15 protein-coding genes are annotated in these 20,955 nt (G+C 73.2%); 5 read left to right on the top strand and 10 right to left on the bottom strand.

Annotation, left to right across the window (positions count from 1 at the left end):
• Positions 1–52 precede the first annotated feature (52 nt).
• Positions 53–1,573: a class I adenylate-forming enzyme family protein gene (locus tag EAO73_RS02150; protein WP_147969740.1), complete on the bottom strand. Its 1,521-nt coding sequence runs from the start codon at positions 1,571–1,573 to the stop codon at positions 53–55.
• 73 nt (positions 1,574–1,646) lie between these two features.
• Between EAO73_RS02150 and EAO73_RS02145 the strand changes: the two genes are divergently transcribed.
• A complete protein-coding gene (locus EAO73_RS02145; protein WP_018100383.1) occupies positions 1,647–2,264 on the top strand; it encodes a TetR/AcrR family transcriptional regulator in 618 nt (205 codons plus the stop codon).
• Between the two features lie 24 nt (positions 2,265–2,288).
• Positions 2,289–3,947, top strand: a complete 1,659-nt coding sequence (locus EAO73_RS02140) for an acyl-CoA dehydrogenase family protein (RefSeq protein ID WP_147969739.1) — start codon at positions 2,289–2,291, stop codon at positions 3,945–3,947.
• Between the two features lie 29 nt (positions 3,948–3,976).
• On the opposite strand, the gene EAO73_RS02135 is transcribed toward EAO73_RS02140, so the two are convergent.
• Positions 3,977–7,324, bottom strand: a complete 3,348-nt coding sequence (locus tag EAO73_RS02135; protein ID WP_147969738.1) for an ATP-binding protein — start codon at positions 7,322–7,324, stop codon at positions 3,977–3,979.
• A gap of 138 nt (positions 7,325–7,462) precedes the next feature.
• Here EAO73_RS02135 and EAO73_RS02130 point away from each other — a divergent pair, with 138 nt between their 5' ends.
• Complete coding sequence (locus EAO73_RS02130; protein ID WP_147969737.1) at positions 7,463–8,758, top strand: hypothetical protein; 1,296 nt, start codon at positions 7,463–7,465, stop codon at positions 8,756–8,758.
• Between the two features lie 10 nt (positions 8,759–8,768).
• Here EAO73_RS02130 and EAO73_RS02125 read toward each other — a convergent pair whose 3' ends face one another.
• Complete coding sequence (locus EAO73_RS02125) at positions 8,769–10,202, bottom strand: phytoene desaturase family protein (RefSeq protein ID WP_147969736.1); 1,434 nt, start codon at positions 10,200–10,202, stop codon at positions 8,769–8,771.
• An 87-nt stretch (positions 10,203–10,289) separates the two neighbouring features.
• Between EAO73_RS02125 and EAO73_RS02120 the strand changes: the two genes are divergently transcribed.
• Positions 10,290–11,135 (top strand): nucleotidyltransferase domain-containing protein, encoded by an 846-nt coding sequence (locus tag EAO73_RS02120; RefSeq protein WP_147969735.1) that lies wholly within the window; start codon positions 10,290–10,292, stop codon positions 11,133–11,135.
• Positions 11,136–11,142: 7 nt separating this feature from the next.
• On the opposite strand, the gene EAO73_RS02115 is transcribed toward EAO73_RS02120, so the two are convergent.
• On the bottom strand, positions 11,143–11,574 hold the full coding sequence (locus EAO73_RS02115) for a MarR family winged helix-turn-helix transcriptional regulator (protein WP_224756146.1): 432 nt from the start codon (positions 11,572–11,574) through the stop codon (positions 11,143–11,145).
• 90 nt (positions 11,575–11,664) lie between these two features.
• Here EAO73_RS02115 and EAO73_RS02110 point away from each other — a divergent pair, with 90 nt between their 5' ends.
• The gene (locus EAO73_RS02110; RefSeq protein WP_147969734.1) at positions 11,665–12,510 is read left to right on the top strand and encodes an SDR family NAD(P)-dependent oxidoreductase; all 846 of its coding nucleotides are present in this window, start codon (positions 11,665–11,667) and stop codon (positions 12,508–12,510) included.
• A gap of 15 nt (positions 12,511–12,525) precedes the next feature.
• Here EAO73_RS02110 and EAO73_RS02105 read toward each other — a convergent pair whose 3' ends face one another.
• From EAO73_RS02105 to EAO73_RS02080, 6 genes are all read right to left on the bottom strand, one after another.
• Positions 12,526–13,353 carry an inositol monophosphatase family protein gene (locus EAO73_RS02105; protein ID WP_147969733.1) on the bottom strand — a complete coding sequence of 276 codons (828 nt, stop codon included), beginning with the start codon at positions 13,351–13,353 and terminating at the stop codon, positions 12,526–12,528.
• A gap of 109 nt (positions 13,354–13,462) precedes the next feature.
• Positions 13,463–14,743: a glycoside hydrolase family 16 protein gene (locus tag EAO73_RS02100; RefSeq protein WP_147969732.1), complete on the bottom strand. Its 1,281-nt coding sequence runs from the start codon at positions 14,741–14,743 to the stop codon at positions 13,463–13,465.
• Between the two features lie 272 nt (positions 14,744–15,015).
• Positions 15,016–16,698, bottom strand: a complete 1,683-nt coding sequence (locus EAO73_RS02095) for an ABC transporter family substrate-binding protein (protein WP_224756145.1) — start codon at positions 16,696–16,698, stop codon at positions 15,016–15,018.
• 64 nt (positions 16,699–16,762) lie between these two features.
• Complete coding sequence (locus EAO73_RS02090) at positions 16,763–18,847, bottom strand: ABC transporter ATP-binding protein (protein ID WP_147969731.1); 2,085 nt, start codon at positions 18,845–18,847, stop codon at positions 16,763–16,765.
• Positions 18,844–19,773 (bottom strand): ABC transporter permease, encoded by a 930-nt coding sequence (locus EAO73_RS02085; RefSeq protein WP_191133899.1) that lies wholly within the window; start codon positions 19,771–19,773, stop codon positions 18,844–18,846. Before EAO73_RS02085 ends, EAO73_RS02090 begins: the two co-directional genes overlap by 4 nt.
• 1 nt (position 19,774) lies before the next feature.
• Complete coding sequence (locus EAO73_RS02080) at positions 19,775–20,758, bottom strand: ABC transporter permease (RefSeq protein WP_147969730.1); 984 nt, start codon at positions 20,756–20,758, stop codon at positions 19,775–19,777.
• Positions 20,759–20,955 lie beyond the last annotated feature (197 nt).

Here is a 20,955-nt window from a genome sequence, read left to right as displayed (position 1 = left end):
CGACCCTACGCGGCCCGGCCCCGCGGCCCGCCGCAGGGGTACGGGCCCGGGTTCACCGCGTCAGCTCGTCGCGCAGCACGTGCTTGGTGATCTTCCCGGACGGGGTGCGCGGCAGGCCGGGGCGCAGCACGAGCTCGCGGGGCACCTTGTAGCGGGCGATCCGGGTCTCCAGCCAGGCGCGGACGCCCTCCAGGTCGAGCGCGGCGCCCTCGCGCGGGACGACCACGGCGACCACGGTCTCGCCCCATTGGGGGTGGGGCCGGCCGACGACGGCGACGTCCAGGACGTCCGGGTGGCCGCGCAGGGCGCCCTCCACCTCCTGCGAGGCGACGTTCTCGCCGCCGGTGATGATCACGTCCTTCATCCGGTCGACGACCGTGACGAACCCGTCCTCGTCCACCCGGCCCAGGTCCCCGCTGCGGTACCAGTCGCCCGCGAACACCTCGGCGGTGGCCTTCTCGTCGTCCAGGTAGCCCACCATGCGGGTGTCGGAGCGCAGCCAGATCTCGCCGGTCTCCCCCGCCCCCGCGTCCGCGCCGTCCTGGCGCACGACCCGCAGCTCGACCCCGGGCATGCCGCCCCTGCCGATCGCACCGGCCCTGGCGACCTGCTCGGCGGGCGGGAGCGAGGCGCCGACGGGACCCGTCTCGCTCATCCCGTACACCTGGTGGAAGTCCTCGGAGCCGTACGCCTTCATCAGGCGGCGCGCGGTGTCCGCGTCGAGCGGTCCGGCGCCGTAGATCCAGGCCCGCACGGACGAGAGGTCGTACGAGGCGAAGTCGGGGACCGCCTGCGTCGGCGCGATGAGGGCGATCGGGGCGCCGAACATCGCGGTGACACGTTCGCGCTGGATGACCTCCAGCATGCCCCGGGGTTCGTACTCGCGCTGGAGCACCACCGTGCCGCGCGTCAGCAGCGTGCCCATCACCCAGTTGTTGAGCGGCGAGGCGTGCCAGACGGGCATGCAGATCAGGAACCGCCCGTCGCGGCGGAGCGGGATGGCGGCGGCGGTGTAGGCGGCGGTCAGGGTGATCGTCCGGTGGGTGTGGACGCAGCCCTTGGGGGTGCCGGAGGTGCCCGAGGTGTACAGGACCTGCGCGATGCCGTCGTCCGTCCCGGGGTCCCCGGCCCACGGCTCGGCGGCCGCGATGCGCGCCTCGAACGCGTCGGCGGGCAGGACGCCCGGCGCGGCGTCGGGGTGGCTGACCAGCCAGGCCACCCCGGCGTCGGCGGCGGTGGCGCGCTCCCCGATCTCCGCGTCGACCACGGCGATCCTGGCCCCGCAGTGGCTCAGCTGCCGTGCCACCTCACCAGTCCGGAGCTTGTGGTTGACCGGGACCAGAGTGGCGCCCGCGTACCAGGCACCGAACGCGGCGAACAGGAAGGCGGGGGTGTTGTACGTCATCACGGCCAGCCGGTCGCCCGGCCGGAGCCCGGCCTCCCGCAGCACGGTCGCGGCGCGGCGGGCCGCGTCGGCGAATTCCCGGTAGGACCACCGCTGCTCACCGTAGACGACCGCTTCGTGGTCGCCGGCCGAGCGGACGGCGCTGTCCAGCAGGGTACTGAGGTGCATCACGTTCTCCTGACGAGCCGGACCGTGCGAACGGACCATGGCGGGAAACTCTGAATGATGGTTCACTTCTTTCATGGCCTACCGCAAGACCCCAGCCGAAATCAGTCGGCTCGAAGCAGCCAGGGAGCATCTGATCGCCGCCGCCACCTCGGTGGTCACGGAGGTCGGCTGGTCGCAGGCGTCGGTCACCGCCGTCGCCGACTCGGCCGGCATCGCGGCCGGCTCCGTCTACCAGCACTTCTCGTCCAAGGCGGCGCTGGCCGTCGAGGTGTTCCGGCGCGCCGCCGGGCGCGAGGTGGAGGTGCTGGGCACGGTGCTGCGCGAGCCCGGGACCCCGGTCGAGCGGCTGGCCCGTGGCGTCGAGGTCTTCGCCCGCCGCGCCCTGGAGAACCGGGGCCTGGCCTACGCGCTGCTCGCCGCCCCGGCCGATCCGGCCGTCGGCGCCGAACGCCTGGAGTACCGCCGCCGCTACCGCGCCCTGTTCGCCGAGGTCGTCCACGCGGGCATCGAGGAGGGCCTGCTGCCCGCGCAGAACGGCGAGATCACCGCCGCCGCGCTCACCGGCGCGGTCGGCGAGGTCCTGGTCGACCCGCTCGGGGCCGGGGACGGCGCGACCACCGAGGCGCTGCTCACCGAACTCGTCGCCATGGCCCTGCGGTGTGCGGGCGCCCCGCCCGCACAGCAGCCCTGACACCCCTTCCACCAGGAGGTTCCCGTGCCCGAAACCGTCGCCCCGCGCAGCAACCCCACCGCCGCGACCCACGAAGTGACCAACCAGGCACCGCCGTTGACCGGTCACGACGCGGCCGACGACGTGGTGCTCCTGGAGGGCCTGCGCCGCGAGGGCGCCGAGTGGCACACCGAGGAGCTGCACCGCCTCGGCCGCCTCGTCGGCAGCGCGCAGGCCCAGGAGTGGGCCGAGCAGGCCAACTCCAACGAGCCCGTGCTGCGCACCCACGACCGCTACGGCCACCGCGTGGACGAGGTCGACTTCCACCCCGCCTACCACCACCTGATGAACGCCTCGGTGAGCGCGGGCCTGGCCGGCGCCGCCTGGGCGGACGAGCGCCCCGGCGCGCATGTGGCGCGCGCGGCCGGCTTCATGGTGATGTCGACTCTGGAGGCGGGCCACCTGTGCCCCGTCTCGATGACGTACGCCGTCGTCCCGGCGCTGCGGCACGCCCCCGACCTGGCGAAGACGTACGAACCGCTGCTGACCGGCCGGGTGTACGAGGCCGGGCTGCGCACCCCCGCCGAGAAGCCGGGCCTGCTCGCCGGGATGGGCATGACGGAGAAGCAGGGCGGCACCGATGTGCGCGCCAACACCACCGCGGCCACCGAGGCGGGCGACGGGACCTGGCGGCTGCGCGGGCACAAGTGGTTCACCAGCGCCCCGATGAACGACCTCTTCCTGGTCCTCGCCCAGACGCCGGGCGGCCTCTCCTGCTTCCTGGTGCCGCGCGTCCTGCCGGACGGCAGCCGCAACACCTTCCGCATCCAGCGGCTCAAGGACAAGCTCGGCAACCGGTCCAACGCCAGCAGCGAGCCCGAGTTCGACGACACGGTCGCCTGGCTCGTCGGCCCGGAGGGCAAGGGCGTGCGCACCATCATCGACATGGTGACGATGACCCGGCTGGACTGCGTCATCGGCTCGGCCGCCGGGATCCGTGCCGCGCTCGCCCAGGCCGCCCACCACGTGCGCCACCGCTCGGTGTTCGGCGCCAAGCTGATCGACCAGCCGCTGATGCGCAATGTGATCGGGGACCTCGCGGTCGAGTCCGAGGCGGCGACCACGCTCGGGCTGCGCCTCGCCGGGGCCGCCGACCGCGCCCAGCGGGGCGACGCACAGGAGCGGGCGTTCCTGCGGCTGGCCACGGCGGTGTCCAAGTACTGGGTGTGCAAGCGCCAGCCGGTCGCGGTCGCGGAGGCGCTGGAATGCCTCGGCGGCAACGGCTACGTCGAGGACTCGGGCATGCCGCGCATGTACCGGGAGGCCCCGCTCAACGGCATCTGGGAGGGCTCGGGCAATGTGAACGCGCTGGACCTGCTGCGCGCCCTGGCCCGGGAGCCGGACTCGCTGGACGCCTTCCGCGCCGAGGTCGAGGCCGCCTCGGGGGCGGACCGCCGGCTGGACGCGGCCTGGCAGGAGCTGCGCGGCGAGCTGGTCCTCACCGAGGACGCCCCGCTGCGGGCCCGGCGGCTCATCGAGCGCGCGGCGCTGGTGCTCCAGGGCTCGCTGCTGGTCCGGCACGCGCCGACGGCGGTCGCCGACGCGTTCTGCGCCTCGCGGCTGGCCGGGGACCGGGGCCTCGCCTTCGGCACCCTGGCGCCGGACACCGACTTCGCGGGGCTGCTGGAGCGGCTGCCCGCGTAAGCGCCACCGAACGGAGCCGGACCGCCCCTCTACCGGGTGTCCGGCTCCGTTTCCATGAGCGCCCGCACCGCGGCCGCGTGGGCCGCGCCCGCCGGGTAGGGCATGGCCCGGACCAGGTCGTCGGCACGTGTCAACGCCTCCCGTGCCGCCTCGCCGTCGCCGAGCCGGTGCAGGGCCAGGGCGAGGACCGTCCGGGCGTCCGCCTCGGCGAGCCGTTCGCCGGTGCGGGCGGCGCGGGCCACCTCGTCGCCCGCGAGGCGCCGCGCCGCCTCGGGCCGGCCGCAATGCAGCTCGGCCCAGGCGGCGAACACCGGCACGTCCCGCTCATGGCCCTCCACGGCGCGGCGTGCGTGGCCCGGGAGCCCGTCGCGCAGGGCGAGTTCGGCGCGGGCGGCCCGTACCTCGTGGCCCGCCTGCCGGTCCACGAGACCCGGTGAGGACTGTGCCCTGTCGAGCAGGACGGCGGCATCCCGGGCGTCCCCGGTGCGCATCCGGACCAGGGCGAGGGCCGCCAGGGCGTACGGAAGGCACCACGCGTCGTTCTGTTCGGCACCCGCGACCGCTGCCTCGGCGAGGGTGCGCGCGCTGTCGAACTCCTGGAGCAGAAGCCACAGCTCGGCGAGATTGGCCCGTTCGAAGGCGGCCCCGGCCAGGTCCCCCGACTGCTCCACGAGATCGAGAGCCCGCTGCCCGGTGGCCACCGCCTCACGCAGCCGCCCGCTGCGCCGCTCGTTCTCCCGCAGGATCGAGAGGACCTGGCCGAGCAGGGTCGGGTCGCCGTACGCCTCGGCCGGGGCCAGCGCGAGGTCGGCCGCCTCATGGGACTTGTCCAGCCGCCCGGTCAGGCCGAGAACGCTGGCCCGGAGCGAGTGGACCCGGGCCAGCAGCCCGTTCCCCGGCATGCCCGGCACCCGCAGCGCGCAGGCCAGGGCCGGTTCGGCGGCCGACAGGGCGTCCTCGTACCGCCCCTGGATGCGGCACAGTACCGCCTCCGCCAGGTAGTGGCCCGCGGCCGGCTCCGGCGGGCTGTCCGCCGTCACCGGGTGCGCGGCCAGGACCTGGCGCCCGGCGTCGGGCAGGCCGGTGCGCCCGAGGGTGTCGGCGAGCCAGGCCGCCGCGAGCACGATGTCCTCGTGGTCGCCGCGCCGGACGAACTCGTCCAGCGCGAGCCGCAGCACCTCGGCGGCCTGGGCGAAGTTCCCCATGCGGCGCAGCACCTGGCTGTGGGCGAGGCGGGCGCGGGCGGCGTCCACGTCGAGCCGGGCGACCAGGTCGCGGTAGTAGCGGTCGGCGGTGTCGTTGGCGAAGAGGGCGGCGGCCCGAGCGGCGGCCCGGCGCAGGTACTCGGCGGCGCGCGGGTCGTCGGCGCGGGTGAAGTGCGAGGCCAGGGTGTCCACGGCGTCGGGGCGGCGGCGGAGCACCGCCTGCGCGAAGGCACCGTGCAGCTGCCTGCGGCGGATGGCGGAGAGCTTCTCGTAGCAGGTGAGCCGGACCAGCGGGTGGCGGAAGGTGAGGCCCACCTCGTGCCGCCCGCCGACCAGGATGTCCCGCTCCTCGATCAGCGAGGCGTCCATGGCGCGTTCCAGCGCGTCGGTGGCGGCGCCCCCGGTGACGACGGGATGGAGTCCGTGCGCGGCGACGTCGAGCAGTTCTGACAACGATGTCTCCGGTCCGGCCACGGAGAGCGCCTCGACCATTCTCCGGGCGTCGTGGTCGAGCCGCGCGAGCCGGTCCGCGACGAGCTGCCGCACCCCGTCGGGGGCGACGGTCCCGGTGCCGTCGGCCATGCCGTGGGCCAGCTCGACGGCGAACAGCGGGTTGCCGAGGGAGAGTTCCCAGATCCGGTCCGGGGCGCCGGAGGCGGGGGCGGCCATCGGCCCGACCATGTCGCGTACGACGGCGAGGCATGCCTCCTGGTCCAGGCGCGGCACGTCCTCGCGGACGGCCAGGCCCTGGCGGGTCAGGGAGGACAGGCCGGTGCGACGCGGGTCGCCGTCGGCCATCTCCTCCTCCCGGTACGTCACGAGGAAACGCCAGCCACCCGCCTGCGCCGCCCGCCGGGCCAGGTGGCTCAGCAGCTGGAAGGAGCCCAGGTCCGCGGCGTGCAGGTCGTCCAGCACGATCAGCACCGGCTGCACGGTGGCCAGCTCGCCGAGCAGAGCGGCCGCGGCGCGGAAGAGGCGGTCGCGCTCCTCCTCGGGGCTGCGTTCGGAGTCGGCGCGGACCCGGCCGAGCGCCGGCAGGAACGCGGCCAGTTCGGGGTACTCGCCGCCGACGCGGGCGCGTTCCGCCCCGTCGCGTTCGGCCAGCCAGCCGTCCAGGGCCTCGGCGAAGGCGCCGTACGGGGTGTGCCCCTCCGCGTCGTGTCCGCTGCCCCACAGGACGGCGGTGCCGGAGGCGGCCGCCTGCCGGGCCACCTCGCCGACCAGCCGGGTCTTGCCGACGCCCGCCTCGCCGGTGAGCACGGTGACGACGGCGGGCCCGTCCGCCGCGAGCAGCCGCCCGAGCACGGCCTCGCGCCCGCGCAGCGGGGTGGCGGCGGGGACGCGGAGCGAGGCGGGCAGGGAGGGCGCGGACGGCGGTCCGGCGGGCTCCGCCGCGAGTGCGGCGCGGTGCAGGCGCTCGGTCTCCGGGCCCGGCCGTACGCCCAGTCCGCCATCGAGGGCCGCCCGGCAGACGTGGTACTGGCGCACCGCGCGGCGGCGCAGCCCGAGCCGGGTGTAGGCGTCGATGAGGAGGCGGTGGGCCAGTTCCTCGGCGGGGTCGTCGGCCAGGAGCCGTTCCGCGAGGGTGACCGCTTCCTGGGGCTCGCCGGCCCGGAGGTGGGCGTCGCCGAGGGCGAGGAGCAGCCGCTCCTTGAGATCGGCGAGCTGGGAGCGGCGGCCCTCGGCCCAGTCGGCGTAGCGGTCCTCGGGGAGGAGTTCGCCGGAGAAGCGCTCCAGGGCCTCGCGGAGGACGTCCAGGTCACCGGCGGCGAGCGCGGCCCTGGCCTGCTCCTCGGCGCGGTCGGCGTCGATGCGGACGCGCGCGGGGTCGAGGTGGAGCAGCCCGCCTTCCGAGACGAGGTACGAGGAGGTGGCACGGGAGGCGAGCTCGGGTTCGAGGGCCCGGCGGGCGGCGTGCAGGGCGACGCGCAGACTGCCCTGGGCGGCCTGGGGGCCGGCGTCGGGCCAGCAGACGTCGATGACCTGTTCGCGGTGGAGCCGGTGTCCGGGGACGACGGCGAGCAGTTTCACCAGGGACTGCGCGGTCTGCCTCGGCCAGCGCTCGGCCAGGGCCGGTCCGCCGTCGCGGGTCACCCGGAAGCCACCGAAGAGCTGTATGCGCACCAGGGGCGGGGCCTGGTCCGTGCTGGGTTCCGTGTGCCGCTCGTTCATGAGGGCGCCACTCTAACCGGGCCCGCTGCGGCCCCCGGCCGGCCACCCCGGTTGTCCGTTCGGCGCAACCCCGCTCGCGCGCGCCCGCCGGTCGCCGTTGCCTGGACAGTCAGGAATCCGGATCCGGCGGGAGGCGCGGTGGACGACGGCGGCGCGGCGGCGCGTGACGGCTCCTCAGCCGCGGAGGTCGAGGCCCTGCGGGACCGCGTGGCCGCGCTGGAGGAGGAGGCGCGGGCCCGGCCGCCCCGGCACCGCGGCCGGTCCTTCCTCGCCGCCGTCCTCATCGTCCTCGGCTGTCTGCTGGCCCCGCTCTCCGTGGTCGCCGCCTGGGCGTCCGACCAGATCGGGGACACCGACCGTTACGTGGACACCGTCGCCCCGCTCGCCTCGGACCCTCACGTCCAGGACGCCGTGGCCGACCGGGTGACCGACGCGCTCATGACCCGGATCGACCTGTCCGCCCTGTTGTCCGGGGTGTCGCCGGAGGACCGGCCCCGGCTGGAGAAGGCGCTCGGACGCCTCGGCGGCTCGTTGGAGGACGCGGTCCGCGGTCTCGTCCACGACCGGGCGCGCGCGGTCGCCGCGTCGGACGCCTTCGAGAAGGTGTGGACCGAGGGCAACCGGCGGGCGCACCGGGCGGTCGACAAGGCTCTGACCGGGAAGGGCGGCGGCGCGGTGGAGCTGACCGACGACGCCGTCACGCTGGACCTCGCCCCCGTCGTCGACCAGGTCAAGCAGGAACTGGTCGACCGGGGCATGGCGGTGGCCGGGCACATCCCGGAGATCCACACCGACATCACCCTCGTCAGGTCGGACGGCATCGGGAAGGTCAGGACGTACGTACGGGTCCTGCAGTTCCTGGGCGACTGGCTCGCCGTGATCGCCGTCCTGCTGATCGCCGGGGGTGTCCTCCTCGCGGTGCGGCGGCGCCGGTCGCTGGTGGCGGGGGCCCTGGGCGCCGCCGTCGCCGTGGGCCTGCTCGGCATCGGTCTGCGCGTCTTCCGGGCGGTCTATCTGGACGCCCTGCCGGCCGGCGTCTCGCCGGGGGCGGCGGGCGCGGTCTACGACGCGATGACCCGGTTCCTGGGGACCACGGTACGGATGGTGGTGGCCCTCGGCGTCGTCGTCGCGCTGTCCGCCTGGCTGACCGGGCCCGGCCGGCGCGCCGCGACCGTCAGGGGGCTGTGGACCTCCGGCATCGGGGCGATGCGCGCCACCGCCGACGGGGCCGGTCTGCGGACCGGTCCGGTCGGCCCGTTCGTACGCAGGTTCCGCGTCTGGATCACCTGGCTGCTGGTGGCCGCCGCGCTCGTGGTCTACCTGCTGTGGGCGCATCCGACGGGGTGGGTGGTCGTCGGGATCGCGCTGTGTCTGCTGTTCCTGCTGGCCGTGCTGGAGTTCCTGGCGGCCGGGCCGCGCGCCGAGGCCGCCTGACACCCCCCGGTCAGCGGCGGCCCGGCGCCCCGGCCTCCCGCAGCCGCCGCCACACCGCCTTGGCCGCGTGGTGTCCGGACATGCCGTGCACACCCGGTCCGGGCGGGGCCGCCGATGAGCAGAGGAAGACCGCCGGGTGCGCGGTGGCGTACGGGACACGGGCGAGCTTGGGGCGGATCACGGTCTGGAGGCCCGCGAAGGCGCCGCAGGCGATGTCCCCGTCCACGTAGTTCGCGTTGCGGCGCGCGATGCCGGGCGGGCCGGCCACCGCGCGGGCGAGCACAAGGTCGCGGAAGCCGGGGGCGAACCGCTCCAGCTGCCGTTCGATGACCTCGGTGGCGTCGCCCTCCCAGCCGGCCGGGACGTGCCCGTACACCCAGAAGACCTGCTTGCCCTCGGGGGCGCGGGAGGGGTCGACGAGGCTGGGCTGTGCGGTGATCAGGAACGGGACGTCCGGGTCGCGGCCGGCGACCGCCCGGCGCAGGGCGTCGTCGATCTCACGGGCGGTGGGCCCGAGGTGTACGGTGCCGGCCCGGCGGGCCGGCTCGGCGGTCCAGGGCACCGGGCCGGAGAGCGCGTAGTCGATCTTGAAGCAGGAGGCTCCGTAGCGGTACCCCTGGTAGGCGCGGCCGAGCCCGGCGATCCGGGCGAGCGCGGTCGGCGAGGTGTCGAAGACGTAGGCGCGGGCGGGCGGCAGTTCGTCCAGGCGCCTGACCTCCGTACCGGTCGTGATGGTGCCGCCCAGTTCGCGCAGGTACGAGGCAAGGGCGTCGGAGATGGCCTGGGAACCGCCGCGCGGGACCGGCCAGCCCCGCTCGTGCGCGGCCACCGCGAAGAGCAGGGCGATGCCGCCGGTCGCGAGGCCGTTCGTGGGCGCGATGGCGTGCGCCGCGAGGCCGGCGATCAGGCCGCGCGCCTTCTCGCCCCGGAAGCGGCGGGAGAGCAGGGCGGCGGGCTGGATCGCGTCGAGCCCGAAGCGCGCCCAGTGGTACGGGTCACGGGGCAGCCCGTCCCACGGGGTGCGAAGGAAGTCCCGGGCGAGGGTGTCCCAGTGGCCGAGGTGAGGGGCGAGGAGCCGGCGGTAGGCTCCCGCGTCCTCGGCGCCGAGGGCCATGGCGGTCTCCCCCACCGAGGCGGCGAGGACGGCGGCCGTCCCGTCGGGGAACGGGTGGGCGAGGGCGAGTTGCGGCTGGAGCCACTCCAGTCCGTGCCGGGCGAGCGGCATGGCGTCGAAGGCCGGCGAGCCTATGGCCAGGGGGTGCACCGCGGAGCACGGGTCGTGCCGGAAGCCGGGGAGCGTCAGCTCCTCCGTACGCGCCCCGCCGCCCACCGTGGACCCGGCCTCGAAGACCTCGACGGCGAAGCCCCGGCGGGCCAGTTCGACTGCGGCGGTCAGTCCGTTGGGACCCGCGCCCACCACGACCGCATCGAGCATCGACGTCACCTTCGGACTCCTTCGTCAGCCGACGGTCGGAGCACCCAGGATATTCGCAGGCACCGACAGCCCGAGGGCGGGTAGTGTCCCGGCCCGATGACTGCAGACGACTCCGCCCCGACCCCGGGCTCCGACATGTCCGGCCGTATCGCCGAGATGGCCGCGCGGCTCACCGAAGTGCCCGGTGTCCGGGCCGTCCTGCTCGGCGGCAGCCGGGCCCGGGGCACCCACCGCCCCGACTCCGACTGGGACCTGGGCGTCTACTACCGGGGGACGCCGGACACCGCCGCCCTGTCCGCGCTGGCCGCCGCCTTCCAGGGCTCCCCGGTCGAGGTGACCGGGCCCGGCGGGTGGGGACCGTGGGTCAATGCCGGGGGCTGGCTGAAGGTGGACGGCGTCCAGGTCGACTGGATCCTGCGCGATCTGGACCGGGTCGAGGAGGTCTGGGCCGGCTGCCGGGAGGGCCGATACGCGGTGGGCGTCCAGCCGGGCCATCCGCTGGGCTTCTGGTCGCCCGCGTACCCGGGCGAGGTCGCCCTCGGGCGCGTACTGTCCGACTCCGGCGGCGAGTTGACGGCCCTGAAGGAGGAGACCTCCGTCTATCCGGAGCCCCTGCGCAGGGCGTTGGCCGAGGCGGCCTGGGAGGCGGAGTTCTCCGTCGCGGGCGCCCGCAAGTCGGCCCCGTCCGGCGACCGGCTGCATGTCTCGCTCTGCCTCTCCCGGGCCTTCGGCATCCTCGCCCAGTCGCTCCACGCCCACCACCGCACGTGGTGCCTCAACGAGAAGGGCGCCCTCGCGGCGGCCGCCGCCCTGCCCGATACCCCGGCGGACTTCGCGGCCCGCGCGAACCAGGCGCTGCACGGCCTGGACGCGGCGGCGGTCGAGTCGGCGGCAAAGCTCGTACGAGAGGTACGCGAGGTGCTGGCGGCGACGCCGGGCTGACCGGGGCTCAGTCCGCGCGGATGGCGGTGACGCAGCGGGCCAGCAGGTCGCGCAGTGTGTCGCGTTCCCCGGGGGTGAGCGCGTCCGCGATGCGGCGTTCGATCCGTACCGCCCGCTCGTCGGCCTTGCGCAGGGTCTCCGTCCCGGCCTCCGTCAGCCGGGTCTCCAGCATCTTCTGGTGGTAGGGATGCGCGGACCTGGCGATCAGGCCGCGCTCCTCCAGGTGCTTGAGCACCGCCGCCATCGCCTGGGGCGTCACGAGGCACGCCCGCGCCAGTGCCGCCCCCGAGATCCCGGGGTTGTCGGAGAGCGCGAGCAGCGCCGCGTACTGCGCGACCGTCAGGCCGTCGTCCTTCAGCGCGGCGCCCTTGGCCGCCATGAGGGCCTGCTCGGCGCGCTTGATGTCCAGGCCGAGGCGTTCACCGGCGGTCATTCCCATGCCTGCGAGCGTACAGCCACGCACATATGACAGGGGGCACACATGAGACAGCCATGGAATATGAATCAAGACCTTGATATAACTCAGGGCATGGATACCTACACGGCACCCGACACCTTCGACCGCACCGTTCTGATCACCGGTGCCACTCAGGGCCTCGGCCTCCACCTCGCCCGCGACCTGGCCGGGCGCGGCGCGACGCTGCTCCTGCACGGCCGCGACCGGGCCCGGCTCGACCGGGCCGCCGCCGAGACGCGGGAGCTCTCGGCCGGCCGGGCCGAGGTGCGCACCTATCTCGCGGACCTCTCCGACCTCGACCAGGTCCGGGCCATGGCGGCGGACATCCGTGCGGCCGAGCCCCGGCTCGACGTACTGGTCAACAACGCGGTGGCCGGTGGAGGCAGCGAACCCCTGCGCCGCGAGTTCGGCGCACAGGGCCATGAACTGCGGTTCACCGTCAATTATCTGACGCCGTATCTGCTGATCAGGGAGCTGCTGCCGCTGCTCACGGCCGCCGCGCCCGCGCGTGTGATCCAGGTGGCCTCGATGGGGCAGGCGCCGGTCGATCTGGACGACGTCATGATGGAGCGTGGCTACGAGGGTCTGGAGGCGTACTGCCGGAGCAAGCTCGCGATGATCATGTCGACGTTCGACCTGGCCGAGGAGGAGACGGCCCGCACCGGCGTCACCATCAACGCGCTGCACCCGGCCCACCTCATGGACACCGAGGGCGTGCGGGCGTACGGGCTGACGCCGGCCGTCTCCATCGACGAGGGGGTGCGCCCGGCGGTGCGGCTGATCACCGACCCGGCGCTCGCGGAGGTCAGCGGCCGCTACTTCGACCGGTTCACGGACGCGCGGGCGCACGACCAGGCGTACGCCCCGGAGGCCCGCAAACGCCTGACCGCGCTCACCCGCGAACTGCTGGACCTCTGACCGGCCCGCCCGCCGTCAGGCGCCCGTGCGCAGCGCCGCCAGGACGCGGTCGGCGGTGGCACGGTCGCGGGCGGCGGTGAAGGGCAGGGCGTTGCCGCCGGCGATATGGAAGGGCTCGCCGGCCAGCGTGGACTGCGTGCCGCCCGCCTCGGCGACGAGGAGGAGCCCCGCCGCGTGGTCCCACGCGTACTCCCAGTTGAAGGCGACGGCGTCGCTCTCGCCCCGGGCGACGGCGAGGTATTCGAGGCCCGCCGAGCCGCAGGGGCGGGCGTCGAAGCCGTCGGCGCGCAGGCCCAGCAGGGCGCGCTTCTGCTCGTCGGTGGTGTAGTCGGGGTGCGACATGGCGACGCGCAGGACGGCCTCCGGGGCGGGTGAGCCCGCGCGTATCGCGGTGCCGTCGACCGTCGCTCCGCGCCCGCGCACGGCGACCGCCATCTCGTCGCGGGCCGGGGCGTACGTCCAGGAGGCCAGCACCTCGCCCCGGTGGGCGAGGGCCACTAGGGTGCAGAAGCCGGACTCGCCGCGTACGAACTGGCGGGTGCCGTCGACCGGGTCGACGATCCACACGGGGGCGTCGCCGTCCAGCGCCTCGTACACCTTCGGGTCGGCGTGGACGGCCTCCTCGCCGACGACCACCGAGCCGGGCAGGAGCCGGCCGAGCGAGGCGGTGAGGTGTTCCTCGGCGCGCCGGTCCGCGACGGTCACGAGGTCGTGCGGACCGTTCTTCTCGACGATGTCGTCGGCGGCGAGCTGCCGGTAGCGGGGCATGATCTCGGCGGCGGCCGCCGCGCGGACCGCCGCTTCGATCTCGGTCAGGTCACCGGCGAGGAAGTCATCGATCATGCCCCCAGCCAATCATGTGCGACCGGGGCACCGGCGACCCGGTCGCCATCCGGACATGATCACGCGGCCCCCGGCGCGCTCGCGCCGGGGGCCGCGGAGGACCGGACGGTCAGCCGTTCACCGTCCACTTCTGGTTGGCCGTGCCGGCGCAGGTCCAGATCTGCAGCCGGGTGCCGTTGGCCGAGTTGTTGCCCGTGGCGTCCAGGCACTTGTTGGCCTGGGGGTTGACGATGTCGCGGGCCCCGCTGACCGCCCACTTCTGCGCGGCCGAGCCGTTGCAGTCCCAGAGCTGGACCGGGGTGCCGTCCGCCGTGCCGCCGGAGGCCACGTCGAGGCACTTGCCGAGGGCCCGGATCGTGCCGTCCGAGCCCACGGTCCACTTCTGCGCACTGGTGCCGTTGCAGTCGTAGAGCTGGACCGGGGTGCCGTTGGCGGTGTTGGCGGCGGCGACGTCGACGCACTTGCCGGCGAGTCCGGTGATCCGCCCGCCGGTACCGGGCTGCTGGGTGTCACTGGTGGTGACGCGGACGTGGTCGACGACGAGCTGGTTGGGGAAGGCGGTGCTGCCGTCGGGGTCGCCGGGCCAGTAGCCGCCGACCGCGAGGTTGAGGATGAGGAAGAACGGCTTGTTGAAGGCCCAGGCGTTGCCGTTGGTGTCGGCCGGGGTCCGGCGCTGGTAGACGTTCCCGTCGACCGACCAGGTGATGGAGTCGGGCGCCCAGTCCACGGCGAAGGTGTGGAAGGCGTCCGCGAAGGCCTGGCCGTTCGGCAGGGTGTAGCCCGCGCCGATGCCGCCGGAGCCGGAGTAGCCGGGGCCGTGCAGGGTGCCGTGCACGGTCGACGGCTCGAAGCCGACGTTCTCCATGATGTCGATCTCACCCGAATTGGGCCACCCGACCTGACCGATGTCGTTGCCCAGCATCCAGAACGCCGGCCACATGCCCTGGCCGCGCGGGATCTTCATGCGCGCCTCGACATGCCCGTACGCCTGGGTGAACTTGCCCGAGGTGTTCAGCCGCGCCGACGTGTACTGGCAGGTGCCGTACCAGCACTGGTAGTTGGAAGGGTTCTCCTTGCGGGCGGTGATGACCAGATGCCCCTGGCCGTCCAGTGCCGCGTTCTTGTTGCCCGAGGTGTAGTACTGCCGCTCGTGGTTGTTGACGTTGTCGCCGGTCTCGATCTGCCACTTGCTGCCGTCGACGGCCGAACCGGCGGCCCCGTCGAACTCGTCGGAGAACGTCGTCGTGGCGGTCGCCGCGGCCTGCGACATGGGGGCCGTGCCGGCTGACGCGGGCCCGCCGGTCCCGGCCAGGCCCGCGGTGGCCAGGGCGAGAGCGAGTGCCGGGAGTACGGAGCGCAGCAGGCGCCGCGAAAGGCGTGGGGAGTCCATGACTCTCCCTTCCGGTGTGTGTGCGGGGAGGGAAGGGGAACCCCGCCGTGCGCACGGAGATAGTCATGCGCATGACAGGTGGAGCAGGCGCGGTGGAGCGGACACTGGGCACTTGGTTCGCTACGTGATTTAAGAAGTGAAGGAAGGCCGTGTCAAGACTTTGGTACGGACCACAGGAGTCGAAGCGACGACGGGACCCGCACACGCCAACGGCCCGCGGGCATGGGGAACATGACCGCGGGCCGCCGGTTCGGCGCCGGGCGCCGGGGGCGCTACTTCTCCCAGCCGACCGTCTCCGGCAGCGGGGTGTAGAAGATCGTGGCGCCGACGTTGGCGAGGCCCTTCTTCACGCCGTACGTGGAGGGCCCGCTGAACAGGGGCAGGAAGGCGTACTCCTGGAGCGCCTCGCGCTCCACCTTGTTGACCGCCGCGACCTGCTGGTCGAGATCGGCGATCTCGGTGGTGGCGCGGATCTTCTTGTCCAGGGCCGGCGAGCCGGAGCCGGTGATGTTGGAATCACGGTCCGAGCAGTAGAAGTCGCACAGGTAGCGGGCCCCGAACGGGTCCATCGAGCGGTTGCCCGACAGGAAGATGTCGAACCTGCGCTCGCTGATGGTCTTGGCGAAGTCCGCGTCGTCGCCCTTCTTGATGACGAGGTGGATACCGGCCGGCTTCAGCATCGCGGCGAACGCGCCGGCGGTGGCCTTGCCCAGCGGGTCGTCGCCCAGAAGGGTGTAGCCCACTTCGAGCTTCTTGCCGTTCTTGGCGCGCACGCCGTCGGAGCCGGGCTTCCAGCCTGCCGCGTCGAGCGTCTTCTTCGCCTCGGCCGGGTCGTACTTCAGGACGGCCGAGAGGTTGTCCTCGTAACCCTTCTGGAAGCTGTAGAGCACCGCGGAGCCGGGCAGCGGCTCCTTGTAGTCGAGCCCCTGGAACTGGATCTTCGCGATCTGGGCGCGGTCGACGCTCTGCTGGATCGCCTTGCGGACGGCCTTCTCGGAGAGGACCGCCGACTTGGTGTTGAAGTAGAGGGAGTACTCGAAGGGGCTGCCGCCGCTGCGGATCTCGGTGCCCTTCAGGCCCTTCACCTGCTTGAGGCTCTCCGCGTCGACGGCGGAGGTGTAGTCGAGCTGCCCGTTCTTGAAGGCGTTGACGCCCGCCGTCGACTCCAGGTTGACGTAGACGCGCTTGTCGAGCTTGCCCTTCCTGCCCCACCACTTGGGGTTGCGGACGAAGGTGATGTTGCCCGAGTGGGTGTCCCACTTGCCGACCGTGTACGGGCCCGCGCCCCACTCGGGGTGGGCCTTCTTCACGTACGCCTTGTTGAAGTTCTCGACCGTCGCGGCCTTCGGGTGCAGGAAGGTGGTGAACAGGGTGGACCAGGAGGCGTTGACGCCCTTGAAGGAGATGACGGCCTGCTTGGCGTCCTTGCCCTTCGCGACCGAGGTGATCCGGTCGTAGCCGTCCGTCGACGAGGTCGCGAAACCCTTGTCCGAGCCGTTGTTGGCCTTCCAGGTGGCCTCGATCGCCCGCCAGTCGATGGGCGTGCCGTCGTTGAAAGCCGCCTTCGGGTTGATCGTCAGAACGACCTTCTGGTTGCCGCCCTCGACGGTGACCTTCACGTCGCTGTAGTAGTCCTTGTTGTACTGCACGTCGCCGGTCGGCGAATACGTGATCGCGTCGGCGTTGTACCAGCCCCAGACCCGGGACGCGGTCAGCGTGGCATTGACGTTGAACGGGTTGCCCTGGTCGTCGAAGGTGCCGACGGTGGTGTACGTGCCGCCGTCCTTGATGTTCTCGTACGGCTGCGGGTTGTAGTCGACGGCGGCCGACGCGGCCTTGGGCGCGTCCTTGCCGTCACCGCCGGAGCCGTCGCTCCCGCCGGAGGACTGGCACGCGGTGGCGGCGACGGAGACGGCGGCGATCAGGGCGACGGGCATGGCCAGTCTTGCGCGCATGGCGGAGTGTTCCTTCGGTTTCAGGGGGGTGGCGGTAGGGATGGAAGCGGTGTGCGGAGGTGCCTCAGACGGCGTGACAGGCGTACGTGTGGCCGGGCTGCCCGGACACCGGGGACGGCGCGGGCCGTTCCGTACGACAGCGCTGCCGCACCTCCTCGCCGGCCAGCCGGTACAGGGGACAGCGGTCCACGAAGACGCAGCCCGCCGGCAGCCGCGCGGCGCTCGGCTGCTCGCCCTCCAGCACGACGCGTTCGCGGGTGCGTTCGCGCTGCGGGTCCGGGACCGGGATGGCGGACAACAGGGCCTTGGTGTAGGGGTGCTTGGGGTCGGCGAACAGCGACTCGGTGTCCCCGGTCTCCACGATGTGACCCAGATACATCACGGCGATGCGGTCGGACACGTACCGGACGACGGCCAGGTCATGGGCCACCACCAGGTAGGCGAGGCCCAGTTCGCGCTTGAGCCGGGCCAGCAGATTGATCACGCCCGCCTGCACGGACACGTCCAGGGCGGAGAGCGGTTCGTCGAGCACGAGCAGCTTCGGCTCGGTCGCGAGGGCGCGGGCGATCCCGATGCGCTGGCGCTGGCCGCCGGAGAGCGCGGCCGGGAAGCGGTCGCTCATCGCCTCGTCCAGGCCGACCAGGGCGAGGAGTTCGCTGATGCGGGCCCGGATGGACGCGCGGTCCCGGCCGATCGCGCGCAGCGGTTCGGCGAGCAGTTCGAAGACCGGCAGCCGGGGGTCGAGCGCCCCCATCGGGTCCTGCATCACGATCTGCACGTTCCGGCGCAACTCCCGCACCCGGGCTGCGGATTCGACGGTCCCGACCTCGGTGCCGGCGATCTCGATCCGCCCGCTCTCGGGCCGCCTCAGCCGCAGGATCTCCAGCAGGGTGGTGGTCTTGCCGCTGCCCGACTCCCCCACCAGGCCCAGGGTTTCCCCGGCCCGCAGCTCGAAGCCGACCCCGTTGACCGCCCGCAGCGTGCCGACGCGGCGTTTGAGCACGGCTCCCTTGGTGACCGGGAAGGTCTTCACCAGGTCCTCGACCCGGAGCACGACCTCCCCGGCGGACGGACCGTCCGGCTCGTCGGGTTCGTCGGGTGCGGCGCCCCCCGCCGGATCGAGCGTCCCGGCGGCGATCTCGTCGGCGCGCAGGCAGGCCACGTCGCCGTGCCCGGTGACCGCGCGCAGGGCGGGTTCGTCGGTGCGGCAGGCGTCGAGGGCGACGGCGCAGCGGCTCGCGAAGGGGCAGCCGGCCGGGAGGTTCACCAGGGCGGGCGGCTCGCCGCCGATCGGGACGAGCGGCCGGCGTACCCCGCTGTCCACGGTGGGCACGGCCGCGAGCAGGCGGGCGGTGTACGGCATGACGGGGCGGGCGAAGAGTTCGTCGACGCCGGCGCGCTCCACGAACCGGCCCGCGTACATGACGGCGACGTCGTCCGCGTGGCCCGCGACGACTCCGAGGTCGTGGGTGATGAGGACGAGTCCGGCGCCGGTCTCCTTCTGGGCGAGGCGCAGGACGTCGAGGATCTGGGCCTGCACGGTGACGTCGAGCGCGGTGGTGGGCTCGTCGGCGACGAGGACGGACGGCTTGTTGGCGATGGCCATGGCGATGACGACGCGCTGGCGCATGCCGCCGGAGAACTCGTGCGGGAAGGAGGCGGCCCGTTCGCGCGGGTCGGGGATGCCGACGAGGTCGAGCAGTTCGACGGCCTGTTCCCAGGCGGCCCGCTTCGTCAGGCCCTGGTGGACGCGCAGGGCGTCGGAGAGCAGCCGGCCCACGGTGAAGATCGGGGTGAGCGCGGAGAGCGGGTCCTGGAAGACCATGCCGATGGCGTTGCCGCGTATCGCGGAGAGTTCCTTGTCGGTGAGGCCCACCAGATCCCGTCCGCCGAGCACCACCTGGCCGCTCGTCGCGGCGGTGGGCGGGAGGAGGCCCATGATGCCCATGGCGGTGGCGGACTTGCCGGAGCCGGACTCGCCGACGATGCCGAGGGTGCGGCCGGGCAGCAGGTCGAAGCCGATGCCGCGCACCGCCTCGACGGGTCCGGCCTCGGAGGGGAAGGTGATGTGCAGGTCCCGCACCGAGAGCACGGGCGTGGCGGCGTCCCCGGGCGTCGGGGAGCTGGGCAGGGTCGTCGCGAGGGTCATCGTCGGCCTCCTGCCGCACCGGTCGTGGATGTGGGGTCGAGGGCGTCGCGCAGCCCGTCACCGACGAACGTCATCGAGACGGTGAGCAGGACGACCAGGCCGGCGGGGAAGGCGAACAGCCAGGGCGCGCTGGTGACGGTGCTCGCGCCGTCGGCGAGCATCGTGCCGAGCGAGACGTCCGGGGTCTGGACGCCGAACCCGAGGAACGACAGGGCGGTTTCGCTGAGCACGGTCGCCACGACGCCGAGGGTCAGGTTGACGATGAGCAGGGAGCCGAGGTTGGGGATGATGTGGCGCAGGATGATGCGCGCCGGGGTCACCCCCATGAACTCGGCGATCGTGACGTAGTCCCGCTCCCGCAGCGAGGTCGAGACGGACCAGATGACGCGCGCGGTGGACATCCAGCCGAACACCGTCAGTACGACGATGAGGACCCGCCAGTCACCGGCGAGGCGGTGGGAGACGAGGGCGAGGATGAGGAAGGAGGGCACGACCAGCAGGAAGTGGATGACGGCGAGCGTCGCCTTCTCCACCCGGCCGCCGAAGTACGCGGCGCTGGAGCCGATGACCGCGGCGACGACGATGGTCAGGACGGAGACGCTGACCGCGATGGCCAGTGAGCGCCGCAGCCCGTGCACGGCGGAGGCGTAGATGTCGTTGCCGCCCTGGTTGGTGCCGAACCAGTGGGCGGCGCTCGGTGGCTGGGTGAGCGCGGCGAAGTCGGCGTCGGAGTACGCGTACGGGGTGAACAGGCCGCCGAACACGCTGAACAGCACCAGCAGGACGAAGATCGCCACCCCGGCGACGGCGAGCCGGTTGCGCAGGAATCGCCGCGCGTAGAGCCGCGCGAGACCGGAGCCGCGCCGGTCCACCGCCGGCGCCGCCGGGGCGGGCTTCAGGAGTTCTGTCGGTTCGACCACAGTCATGTCAGCTCACCCTCACGCGCGGGTCGAGGAAGACGGTGGCGATGTCCGCGAGGATCGCGCCGATCGCGGTCAGGGCGGCGGCGAAGGCGGCCGTGGCGACCGTGCCGTGGATGTCGTTCTTGCCGATGGTCTGGATGAAGTAGCGGCCCATGCCGTTCCAGCCGAAGATCGTCTCGGTGATGACGGCGCCGGTGAAGACGGCCGGGATGCTGAACGCCACGGAGGTCGCGGTGGGGATGAGCGCGGTGCGCAGGGCGTGCCGGCGGATCGCCTGGGCGCGGGTGAGTCCGGTGGCCCGTGCGGTGCGGACGTAGTCGGCGTTGAGGGTGTCGAGCAGCAGCGAACGCTGCGTCAGGTGGTAGCCGACGTATCCCATGAGGGTGAGCGTGAGGGTCGGCAGGATCAGGTGCAGCAGGCGGTCGCCGATGGTGGGCAGCAGCCCTTCGACGTTCGGCGAGTTCTCGCCGGCGACGTAGAGGAAATGCAGCCCGGCGTGCTGGTTGAGCCAGATCGCGACGAAGACCACGGCGAGCGCCGCGACCGACGTGGGTACGTTGAACACCGCGATGGACACGGCCTGCGAGACCCGGTCGGCCCAGCCGTACTGGCGGGACGCCGTGTAGACGCCCAGCGTGACGCCGATGACGACGGACAGGACCGTCGCCATGACGACCAGTTCGGCGCTGACGAGCGAGCGGTAGCCGATCTCGCCGTTGACGGAGACCCCGGTGGGCGACATGCCCCAGTCGAAGCGGGTGACGACGCCGGTGAGCCAGTCCCACCACCGCTGGACGACGGGCACCGACGGGTCGAGGTTGTAGGGCGCGAGGGCCCGGTCGATCTGGGCCTCGGTGCGGACGGGCCGCAGTTCCTTGAAGTTGGACCTGGGGTCGAGGAACCAACTGGCCAGGAAGTAGGTGGCGTTGGTCGCGACCACGATCATCAGGAGCCAGCCCGCCGCCTTGCGCGTCACATGGCGCAGCACGGGTGGCACCTCCTCACCGCGCGTATGAGGTGCGCCGTCGGGGCGCCGGGTCTGGGGGGCGTATGCATGCGCGGTGGTGCTTTCTGGGGGGTCGGGAGATCGGTGCACAGACGTGCGAGCGTCAGTCTGGTCCTCGGTCCGGAGCCCGCACCAGGTCCGGAGGGGTCCCGCCACGACCTCGCAATACCGCCGTAGCA

Source organism: Streptomyces sp. col6 (genome assembly GCF_008042035.1).
In the GTDB taxonomy this organism is placed as follows: domain Bacteria; phylum Actinomycetota; class Actinomycetes; order Streptomycetales; family Streptomycetaceae; genus Streptomyces.
Note: the sequence above shows the minus strand (reverse complement) of the source record. Positions and strands in the feature narration are given on the sequence as shown.